Below are 877 nucleotides of genomic sequence, written 5' to 3' on the forward strand. Positions count from 1 at the left end.
CGACAGCGACCGGATGCTGATCCGCGTCGACCAGGGCAAGGGCCGCAAGGACCGCCACGTGATGCTGTCGCCGAGCCTGCTTGAGCTCTTGCGCGACTATTGGCGCGAAGCCCGGCCCGCGGGCTGGCTGTTCCCCGGTCGCGGCCGGATCGATCCGATCTCGACGCGGCAGTTCAACCGCGCCTTCGGCGTTGCCTGCGACTTCGCCGAGATCAGGAAGAAGGTGTCGCCTCACACGCTCCGGCACAGCTTTGCAACACATCTTCTGGAGAGCGGGACCGATATCCGGGTGATCCAGGTGCTGCTCGGTCATGCCAAGTTGGAGACCACGACGATCTACACGAAGGTCGCCACCAAGACGATCCGGGACGTGACCAGCCCGCTCGATCTGTTGCTGCGACGGGAGGCTGGTTCCGGCTGATCCCGGTCCCGTGCCCCGTCCAAAGCTGGAGCTCGCGGATATCTTCCGCGCCCATGGTGCTGCATATCGCCGTGGCTATGACGGGCATCTGAACCTGCCTCAGTTGAAGGTGATGTCCGCCATCGAGACCTGCCGCACCGCCGCGCTCGGCGGGCATGTCGCGGCGTGTACCAAATGCGGCCACGAGCATGTCGCGTACAACTCGTGCCGAAACCGGCATTGCCCGAAATGCCAAGGGGCCGCATCGCGGGACTGGATGCAGGCGCGCATCGAGGACCTTCTGCCGGTCGAATACTTCCACGTGGTCTTCACCCTGCCGGCCCGGATCGCCGACATTGCCCTCCAGAACAAGGCGGCGGTCTATGGTCTGCTGTTCAGGGCATCCGCGGAGACGCTGCTGACCATCGCCGCCGATCCCAAGCGTCTGGGCGCGCGGATCGGCATGACCAGCGTGCT

Annotated in this window: 2 protein-coding genes; both read left to right on the forward strand. The window is 65.2% G+C overall.

The genetic code is table 11. The features are described from left to right. On the forward strand, positions 1–421 hold a 421-nt coding region (locus tag OCH239_RS21415), incomplete at its 5' end, for a tyrosine-type recombinase/integrase (RefSeq protein ID WP_037267562.1). 10 nt (positions 422–431) lie between these two features. Beyond that, positions 432–877 (forward strand): IS91 family transposase (locus OCH239_RS21420; protein ID WP_037267564.1); only part of this gene is annotated, 446 nt, incomplete at its 3' end.

It is taken from the genome of Roseivivax halodurans JCM 10272 (genome assembly GCF_000521785.1).
Taxonomy (GTDB): domain Bacteria; phylum Pseudomonadota; class Alphaproteobacteria; order Rhodobacterales; family Rhodobacteraceae; genus Roseivivax; species Roseivivax halodurans.